Genomic DNA, 9,158 nt, shown 5'->3' with positions numbered 1-9,158 from the left:
ATCTGAGGTTGTCTTACTCTGTGAGGTCTTTTGTTTCTGTCTTTGAGGCCTTCTAAACCGTACTTTTTGTATCTATTTTTCCATTTGTAGAAGGTGGTTGGACTTATTCCGAAGTATCTGCAGGTTAGTCTTGCATTTTGGTGTTTTTCGTAGTGTTGAATCCATTTAAGTCTTTTTCTCACGTTTGGGTCTTTTGTTAGGTCGAGTTTGGTTTTGATTTTCGTTCCTCTTTTGATTGTTTTTTTGAAGGGTGTATTTGATATGTGCAGGGATGCACCTTTGAATTTCTTTAATTGTTTCATTGGTGGACACCTCCTTTTGTTGGAGTTCAAATCTTATTTTAGGGTGTCCACCTTCTTTCTGAACTTCAACAATGACACTTTAAACACCCTTTCTTAACCTTCAGGGCCTTGGCAAATCTAAATTTGTTTCTGTCCCATCCCCAAAATTCCCCAGTTTTACTACCTTTTTTGAACTCTTCCTTTATTTTTGATATAGCCTTTATCTCCCACTTATCTGGCTTGTCCGTTGGAGAGAGGTACCTGTCTGAAACGGCCCTAAAGCTCCAACCGTAATCACTGCTCGTTAGACCAGAGAGTTCCCTTGTGGCAAGGGCAGGGTTGTGAGCATAAAAGTGGAAAGCGGGAATAGTACCGAGAACTTCATTAGTTCCGTAGCTTTTCAAAGTTCCATTCTGTCCCTCAAGGGCTAAAAGATAACCTTTATCCTCCTCGTACTTGTCCTTTGTCCAGACAGCCCCGTAGTTTGCAATCCACTTTCTAAAGGTGATTACAAGTTGAGCTATGTTCCTACCTTGTGTTATCAGAGCTTTCTCGTAAGTTTTATTGATTAGGTGCAAAAATGAAAATGAAGCCAATAGAACAACGATTCCAAAAACTATTAAAACTTTGTGAAAGATGGACAGGTTCTTCATTTTAACCTCCCTTTTCCTCGGCAATTATTTTTTCAAAATCGTTCTTTAATCTTTCTTTACAACTTTCACCTTCTATCAAGCATGTCTCAGGAATTTTATCCAGCAATTTTTCTATGAATTCGTTAGCTAAATGAACTGGCAGTTCATTTACTTCCAAATCCTCTAAGGTCTCGTCAACTAAAAATTCTCCCATAGGTCCCATGATTTCTGTTAAAAGTTCTCTGAAAGCATTAATTTTTTCATTAGGAATTGTTTTAACTTCAGCTTTAAGTTCTTCAGACTCCTCTGAAATAACTTCTTCTTCGGTTTTCTTCTTCAAAATATTCTTTTGAACCAGTGAATTTACTATCTCTAAACCCGACTTAAATGAGTGGGCATTGAGAAAAATAGAACTTAAAATAGATTTTCCAGAGAGAATATCAACTAAAATATTCCAAGAATCCCTGTCGAACGTTATGGGAAGTTCAGCATTCTTTGATAAAACGTATTTAGAGTTAAAATCAAGAATCTTTTCCAAGTCAATCTTACTAATTTCATCCTTTTCTTTTGTATAATCCATAATTACATTAAGTGCATCAAGGTTCCCAAGCTTTTCTATATTGCTTAGTTTTTTTTCTCTAAAGAGAAATTTTCCCCCATTCCAGAGGTTGATGTAGTGGAAAACGAATTTTAGGGCTTCAAAAAAATCTAAATCTCCTGAGGCAATCCGTTCTTTCAAAACTTTAATAATTGGTAAGTTTGAGGAAAAGTTGACAATAGTTCCCTTTTCTATAAACAAGGTTATATTTTCCGTATTACCATTGTTGGAAAGCTTTACTTCCCCCGTTTTTTTACCTAGAGTTACAACCTGAAAGAGGTCGGAAAGTTCTACTTCTGAGTGGAAGCTCCCCTTTAATTCCATTTTTATCCTCTCTATGGATTTTATTTTAATAAAATAATAACACACATTTTAGTAAGGAGGAACAATGGCCACATCCATAAATGAGGATGTAGTAATTGGAAGTACAAAGTTTCACGTTCAAACAGAGTTTTACCATTCGTCTGGAAAAGTTGTTTCAAACATCTTTAAAGAAGGAGTAGCCCTAAAAAGACTCGAAAAGGAGGTAGAGCCAGAGGAGAATATTGAGGAGGAGGTTAAGAGTTTCCATTTGGAAGTTGTAAATAAACTCCTATCTGCAAAGAAAGGAGGAACTAAGAAGAGAGGAAATGAAGAGGTCTCTTTAACTGATAAGGAAATCGAGGAAATTGTAAATTTAATTTCTCCATTTTATGGTGTAGCTTCGACGTTTGTCATCGATGAAGCCCTTTCATCAGCTTCATCTAAGGAGGAGTTTATTGAGGAGCTCCTAGGAGAGCTTTCAGGAGAAGAGAGGGAAAAACTCCACGGTAAACTTGAAGAACTCCTTGGTAAAGAAGTTGAAATTTTTGAAAAGTTAAAAGATGAAATATTGGAAATTTTGAATAACTACTTTGGAATAATGGCACTTTCTGTTTTTGAGGAGGCTCTTGAAAGGACGAAGGATAAATCTTTTGAAGATTTTATCAGAGAAGTCTCCTCACAGTTGGAGGGAAAGGAAAGGGAGGAAATTGCCAAAAAACTTAAATCTCTAAGTAGTAAAGTTTAAAAGGCTTTCCTATTTTTTCAGAGAACGTCTTAAGGGAGGATTCTTCCTCTTCTCCAAGGTGGAAGTTGAGACAGTTAAGGTAGTTTCTGCAGGACTTTTCATTTAGGGGAATTTTTTTACTGTAAGCAGAACATATTTCATCGAAACTCCTTTCTCCAAAGTCCCTTGATTCAATGAGCTTCCTGTAGAGTTCCCTAACCTTCTCTCTCTTCTTCTCGTAAGAGTCCCTTCTTACGGCCCAGACTGCAAAGACAAAGGGAAGTCCCGTTAAGTTGAACCACTCCTCGGCAAGGTCGTAGACAAAGGGAAATGTTCTCTTTGGCAGGAGTTTCAGTGCATCGTCTCCTATAGCTAAAAGGGCCTTGGGGTTTTTTGGAAGTCCTCCTTCCTTCATTGAGTAGTAGTAGAAGTTAGGCTCAACACCGTAAACGTTTTTCAGAAGGTACTTTAAAAGCTCCCTTGAGGTCATGGAGCTCCTTGTAATCCAGACATCCTTCCTGTGGAGCTGGTGAATCGGTACTTTTGAAAAGAAGAGAACGCTTTTAACCTTCCTGTATGCGGAAATTGACAGGTCTGGAAGGACTAAGTACTTGTCCCAGTTTGTTATGTACTCGTACGAGGATACCACCGATACATCCAAGAAGCCCTCTCGGAGAAGTCTGTTGAGCTCAGAGGGAACGTCCTCCACAAATTCAACTTCTTTACACTTAACAACTCCCTTTATAAAGCCGTAGTAAACGGGAACTGTGTTCAAGTACTCTATCTTTCCAACCCTCAGCATCTACCTTTTAACCTCTCTAACGTTCTGCAAACTGAACAGACAGGAGCTGTTGTTGGCATACCGCAGACCTCACACTCGTTGAGCTCCAAATTCTCCTTCAACTCTCTCTCAAAGATAGGTCTTGCCCTTTCTAAAAACTCCTTGTAGAACCTGAGTTTCGTTCCAGGCATTTCGTGTTCCAACATTGCAAGAGCTCTCTTGTAAACTGCCGAAGTTGCTTCCTTGGCGTTCGGACATCCCGTTTCCATGTACTTGATTTCGTTCAGTATTGCATAGCTGACAATCTCCTTCTCCGTTAAAAAACAGAAAGGTTTAACCTTCCTTGCAAATCCTCCAAACTCGGGAAGTACAGGGTACTGCCTTCCTAAGTAACCAACCTCCCACCTCATGGTGTTTGATAGGAGCAGGGCAGACTCGTCGTCCAAGTTGTGCCCCGTTGCAACAACCTTAAATCCCTCCTTTATGGCTACCCTGTTCATTAAATACCTTTTGAAGGTTCCACATACAGAACAGACATCCTTCCTTCCAACTCCTTTTGCTATTTCCTCAATTGAATAACCAAACTCCTTCTTAAGGTCGAAAACTATTAACGGGCGATTTATCCTCTCTGAGAACTTTTTACAGACTTCCAGTGATTTTTTTGAGTACTCCCACCCTTTAATCCCTAAACTTACGTGGAATCCGTACGTTTCGTAACCCAATTTGTTCAAAACATACCAGAGTGAGAGACTGTCCTTTCCCCCAGAAACTGCAACTAAAACCTTCTCGTTTTTGTTAAACATTTTGAACTTTTTTACAGTCCTTTGAACCTGCCTCTCAAACCACTCTAAGAAGTGCTCCTTACACAGGGCAAGTCTGTGGTGTCTTATGTATACAACGGCCTTTTTTCTTTCACCCTTTGACTTACAGATTCTGCAGAGCATTTAATGCCTCTTCTATTTCTTCCACTGTAACTGTTGCTGTTCCGAGCTTTCCAACGACAATTCCTGCTGCTAAATTTGCAATTTCTCCCGCCTCAAACGGGAGAGCTCCCGCTGCAACTGCCAGTGAGAATGAGGCGATTACGGTATCGCCGGCTCCCGTTACGTCAAATACCTGCTTGGCCCTTGTCGGTATGTGTTTTACCTCTTTCCCTGTAACTATTGAAATTCCCCTTTCGCTTCTCGTTACTACTGCATACTCTAAATTAAACCTCTCTATCAGCTTTTTACCAGCTCTTTCTGCATCCTCGTCAGAAATCGGTTTAATTCCAACTGCTTGGAAGGTTTCCTTTATGTTCGGTGTCATTGCCGTTACGTTCCTGTAAATCGGAAAGTTCCTCTCCTTTGGGTCTAAAAATACGGGAGTTTTTCTTCTAATTTCTCCGGTTATTTCAAAGAGCTCTTTTGTTACAACCCCCTTTCCGTAGTCTGAGATAACGATAACATCAAAGTCTCTGTAGTTTTCCAAAAGGTAGGTAAGAAGTTCCTTTCTCAGTTTCTCAGATATGTAGTTCTTACTCTCCCAGTCAACCCTTAGAAGTTGTTGAGAGCCCGAGATTATCCTCGTTTTTCTGGTTGTTGGCCTTGAGGTATCCTCCAAAAGGAGTTCTGTATTGATACCCTTCCCACTTAGGATTTTCCTTAACCTCTCTCCCCCTTCGTCATTTCCAACAACTCCAAGGACCGTTACACTCCCTCCCAAGCTCCTAACATTTACAGCTACGTTTGCAGCTCCTCCTGGTCTGAAGGTTGTCTCCCTTGCCTCAACTATCGGAACAGGGGCTTCAGGAGAGATTCTCTCTACCTTTCCTTCTATGTACTCGTCCAACATAAAATCACCAATTACAAGGACTTTCCTATCCCAGAACTTTTTAAGGAGCTCTCTTCTAAACAAGACCTTCTCCTTTAAAGCTGAAGAATCTCTCCCTTCCTAAAATTATGTGGTCTAAGACCTCTATTCCAATTAAATTTCCCACTTCTAAGAGTTTCTTAGTTACTTCTATGTCCTCTCTGCTTGGCTTTGGGTCACCGGATGGGTGGTTGTGAAAGAGAATTACGGCTTCTGCCAGGTCCTTTATTGCAGGTCTGAAGACCTCCTTTGGCTCAACGGCAACCTTTCCCGAACCTCCCACCGAAACCGTGTGAATGTTTATTACCGCTCCCTTCCTGTTGAGAGTTACAATTCCAAAGTGTTCCGTTTTCCTTTCAGAAAACACCGGATTGAGGAGTATGAAAGCATCCTCCGGAGAGGATATTTTCCTGTCAAACTTTTGACTCCTTATCCTTCTACATAGCTCAAAAAGTGCTGAAAGTGTAACTGCCTTTGCCCTTCCTAAACCCTTTATCCTCATCAGTTCGCTTAGGGAGGCTTCCGAGAGGTTGCTCAATCCCCCAAACTCTTTTATGAGTTCCCTTGAAAGGTCTAAGGCGTTCTTTCCAAATGTTCCTGTTCTAAGGATAATTGCAAGGAGCTCCGAGTCGGAGAGGTTTTCAGCCCCTAACCTCTCCAACTTCTCCCTTGGCCTGTCAGATTCTGGGAGCTCCTTTATAGAGTACACAACTACTTCTCCAGATTCCTCAAAACTTCTGCACATCTTCTGCAAACGTCCGGGTACTCATTGTCCTCGCCTACAGTCGTACTGTAGACCCAACACCTTTCACACCTTCTTCCTTCTGCTCTCCTTGCAACGACTTTTACTCCCTTTAGCTCCTCATCTGAAACTGCGTCCTCAGGAGCTTCACTTATAGGCCTAACGATAGCCTGTGAGGTAATGAATATAAAAGGTAGCTCCTTTTCATATCTCTTTAAAAGCTCGTAAATTTCACCCTCTGCAAAGACATCGACAGAGGCCTCTAAGGAGTGGCTTATAACTCCTTCCTTCCTCGCTCTCTCGAGGGCTTTATTCACAACTCCCTTGACTTTTATCAGTCTATTCCACCTATCTAAAATCTCTGAATCAAAATCATCACAGGCAGGAGGGAATTCCTCCAGGAAGACAGACTCCTTGTCTGCTCCCGGTATGTACCTGTAAACCTCCTCTGCAGTAAAGGAGAGTATCGGAGCGATGAGTGTATTTAGACCGTAGAGAATTGTGTAGATAGCCGTCTGGGAGCTCCTCCTCTTTTTCGAATCAGGGTGCTCACAGTAGAGTGTATCCTTACTTATGTCCAAATAGATTGAGCTAAGCTCAATTGAACAGTACTCGTAGAGTTTTCTGAATATTCTGTTGAACCTGTAACTGTTGTAATTCTCAACAATTTCGTTCCTAAGTTGGTAGAACCTATTGAGTGCCCACTTGTCTATTTCCGATAGCTCATCGTAGGGGAGAGCTCTGTTGGGTGTAAAGTCCTTCAAGTTTCCAATCATAAATCTGAGAGTGTTCCTTATCTTCTTGTAAACCTCACTCACCTTTTTGAGTATGTTGTCAGAAATCCTCACATCCTCTGTAAAGTTCTCACTTGCAACCCACAGCCTCAGAATTTCAGCTCCGTACCTCTTTGTAACGTCCAATGGAGATACTACGTTTCCAACGGACTTGCTCATCTTCCTTCCCTTCTCGTCGAGGGTGAAGCCGTGGGTGAGAACGGATTTGTAGGGAGCTCTACCTCTCGTTCCACACGACTCCAATAGACTCGCCTGGAACCAGCCCCTGTGCTGGTCGGAGCCTTCTAAGTAGAGGTCTGCAGGCCAGGAGAGCTCAGGCCTCCTTTCAAGAACTGCGGCGTGGGACGAACCTGAGTCAAACCAGACGTCAAGAATGTCCGTTTCCTTTTCAAACTCCCTTCCACCACACTTTGGACAGGTAAAGCCTTCAGGTAATAGCTCCTCAGGAGCTTTACTGTACCAGGCATCTGCGGATTCCCTTTCGAAAATATCGGCAACCCTATCTGCAATTTCCTTTGAGTAGATAACCTCTCCACAGTTTTTACAGTAGAATGCAACTATTGGAACTCCCCAGATTCTCTGCCTCGAGATACACCAGTCAGGTCTCTGTTCAACCATGTTCCTTATTCTTATCCTTCCCCACTCGGGAATCCACTTGACCTTTTCAATCTCTGAGAGGGCAACTTCCCTCAGAGTAGGATTCCCCCGGTCCATTGCTATGAACCACTGGGGAGTGGCCCTAAAGATTACTTTTCCCTTACACCTCCAGCAGTGGGGGTAGGAGTGGGTGATTTTCCCGCTGTAGAGAAGGTGCCCTGATTCCTTCAATCTTTCAATTATTACTTTATTTCCATTCCAGATTTTCATTCCCCTTAACCATTCGGGGGCCTCGTCCGTAAACCTTCCGTAGTCATCAACAGGGACGAGAATGGGAAGGTTGTACCTTAAACCGACCTGATAGTCCTCCTCTCCGTGTCCTGGGGCTATGTGAACGAGCCCTGTTCCCGTATCGGCTGCAACGTAATCTGCAAGAACCACCTTTCCCGTTCTATCTATGAACGGGTGTTTGTAGGTAATCCCTTCAAGCTCCTCTCCCTTTAGTTTTTTGACAACTTCTCCATCAATTCCCGTCTTTTCCTTAAAGTCCTCAAGGAGACTCTCTGCAACTACGTAATTTTTATCGGAGCTTCTCAAAACTACATAGTCAAGCTCAGGGTTTGCAGCAATTGCAACGTTTGCAGGTAAAGTCCAAGGAGTTGTTGTCCAGATGACTAAATAAGTATTTTCAGGAAGTTTTTCCTTTGAATCCCCAACCTTAAAGGCAACGTATATTGATGGTGAGGTTTCGTCTGAGTACTCAATTTCAGCCTCTGCAAGGGCTGTTACACAGGAAGGACACCAGTAAACAGGTTTCTTAGCCCTATAAACGAGCCCCTTTTCGTAGAACTTTCCAAGCTCCCTGACGATGTCTGCCTGATACTTAGGGTCCATAGTGATGTAGGGGTTTTCCCAATCACCAAAAACTCCCAGTCTTATAAACTCTTCCCTTTGTGTATTTACCCACCTTTCTGCATACTCCCTACAGAGCTTTCTAACTTCTAACGGGTCAACTTCGTCCTTTCTCTTTTTGAGTTCCTTAAAAACTGCCCTCTCAATAGGAAGTCCGTGGCAGTCCCATCCGGGAACAAAGGGAGCTCTGTACCCCTGTAAAACTTTTGATTTAACAACAATATCCTTGAGTATTTTGTTGAGTGCATGGCCAATATGAATGTGGCCGTTTGCGTAGGGAGGTCCGTCGTGGAGAGTAAACTGGTCGTCGCACCTGTGTTCATCTAAGAGTTTTTTGTATATGTTAATTTCACTCCAGTACTTGAGAATTTCAGGTTCTTTTTTGGGTAAATTTCCCCTCATTGGAAATTCTGTTTTTGGCAAATTGAGAGTTTCCTTGTAGTCCTTCTTGCTCATAGGAGTCCTCCTAAGGAATTGAGAAACGGGGGTATTTTATCAGACTTGAATGGGAAGTGGGAGGGAGAACCCTCCCCTGGGAACTACTCCTGAGTATGGGCTCTGTGGCACTCTATGAGGTTGTCTATGTCTGTATCAAGGATGTAAACGTTTATATATCCTAAAGCCTCTAAAATTCCTGCAACCCTGTTTGCAAGTCTTGTTAGTTTGCATCCAACGATTATCGGGTGGTTCTTTGGTTTTGGAAGTCTATCAAGGGATTCCGGGAGTTCAGTAAATGGAATGTAAAGGGCTCCAGGAATTCCTGCCTCCTCAGCGTTTTCACTTTCAACGTGCTGTGGAGGCCTCACATCAAGAACGTAAGCTCCTAAGTCCCTGATTAGCTCCCTTGCCCTACGGACGTTTACATGCCCAAATTCAGCCTTTTCCTTATCGGCCTTAATTGCCTCCTTTAGATTTTCAGTGAGAACTTCAATACTCATCTCTC

The 9,158-nt window shown here is 42.3% G+C and carries 10 protein-coding genes; 1 reads left to right on the top strand and 9 read right to left on the bottom strand.

Features of this window, described 5'->3' with window-relative positions; all coding sequences use genetic code 11:
• The 3 genes from FN732_RS02990 to FN732_RS02980 all read right to left on the bottom strand — a co-directional run.
• Positions 1-302 (bottom strand): helix-turn-helix domain-containing protein (locus FN732_RS02990; RefSeq protein ID WP_142934556.1); only part of this gene is annotated, 302 nt, incomplete at its 3' end.
• A 65-nt stretch (positions 303-367) separates the two neighbouring features.
• Entirely contained in the window at positions 368-934 is a 567-nt protein-coding gene (locus tag FN732_RS02985) for a Tll0287-like domain-containing protein (RefSeq protein WP_142934554.1), read from the bottom strand.
• Between the two features lies 1 nt (position 935).
• Entirely contained in the window at positions 936-1,835 is a 900-nt protein-coding gene (locus FN732_RS02980; protein WP_142934552.1) for a DUF4388 domain-containing protein, read from the bottom strand.
• Positions 1,836-1,899: 64 nt separating this feature from the next.
• Here FN732_RS02980 and FN732_RS02975 point away from each other — a divergent pair, with 64 nt between their 5' ends.
• The gene (locus FN732_RS02975) at positions 1,900-2,559 is read left to right on the top strand and encodes a hypothetical protein (RefSeq protein ID WP_142934550.1); all 660 of its coding nucleotides are present in this window, start codon (positions 1,900-1,902) and stop codon (positions 2,557-2,559) included.
• Here the strand turns inward: FN732_RS02975 and FN732_RS02970 are convergent.
• From FN732_RS02970 to FN732_RS02945, 6 genes are all read right to left on the bottom strand, one after another.
• On the bottom strand, positions 2,534-3,340 hold the full coding sequence (locus FN732_RS02970; protein ID WP_142934548.1) for a menaquinone biosynthetic enzyme MqnA/MqnD family protein: 807 nt from the start codon (positions 3,338-3,340) through the stop codon (positions 2,534-2,536). The genes FN732_RS02975 and FN732_RS02970 overlap by 26 nt on opposite strands.
• Positions 3,334-4,263, bottom strand: coding sequence for a TIGR00269 family protein (locus tag FN732_RS02965; RefSeq protein WP_142934545.1), 930 nt, complete (start codon positions 4,261-4,263; stop codon positions 3,334-3,336). The genes FN732_RS02970 and FN732_RS02965 overlap by 7 nt, the downstream gene beginning before the upstream one ends.
• Positions 4,244-5,215, bottom strand: a complete 972-nt coding sequence (gene rfaE1 / locus FN732_RS02960; protein WP_142934543.1) for a D-glycero-beta-D-manno-heptose-7-phosphate kinase — start codon at positions 5,213-5,215, stop codon at positions 4,244-4,246. Before rfaE1 ends, FN732_RS02965 begins: the two co-directional genes overlap by 20 nt.
• Complete coding sequence (gene radC, locus FN732_RS02955; RefSeq protein WP_246051305.1) at positions 5,208-5,915, bottom strand: RadC family protein; 708 nt, start codon at positions 5,913-5,915, stop codon at positions 5,208-5,210. The genes rfaE1 and radC overlap by 8 nt, the downstream gene beginning before the upstream one ends.
• Positions 5,882-8,671 (bottom strand): isoleucine--tRNA ligase, encoded by a 2,790-nt coding sequence (gene ileS / locus FN732_RS02950; RefSeq protein WP_142934538.1) that lies wholly within the window; start codon positions 8,669-8,671, stop codon positions 5,882-5,884. The genes radC and ileS overlap by 34 nt, the downstream gene beginning before the upstream one ends.
• Before the next feature lie 83 nt (positions 8,672-8,754).
• The gene (locus FN732_RS02945) at positions 8,755-9,153 is read right to left on the bottom strand and encodes a rhodanese-like domain-containing protein (RefSeq protein ID WP_142934536.1); all 399 of its coding nucleotides are present in this window, start codon (positions 9,151-9,153) and stop codon (positions 8,755-8,757) included.
• Positions 9,154-9,158 lie beyond the last annotated feature (5 nt).

The organism is Balnearium lithotrophicum, from assembly GCF_900182585.1.
Classification (GTDB): Bacteria; Aquificota; Aquificia; order Desulfurobacteriales; family Desulfurobacteriaceae; genus Balnearium; species Balnearium lithotrophicum.
Note: the sequence above shows the minus strand (reverse complement) of the source record. Positions and strands in the feature narration are given on the sequence as shown.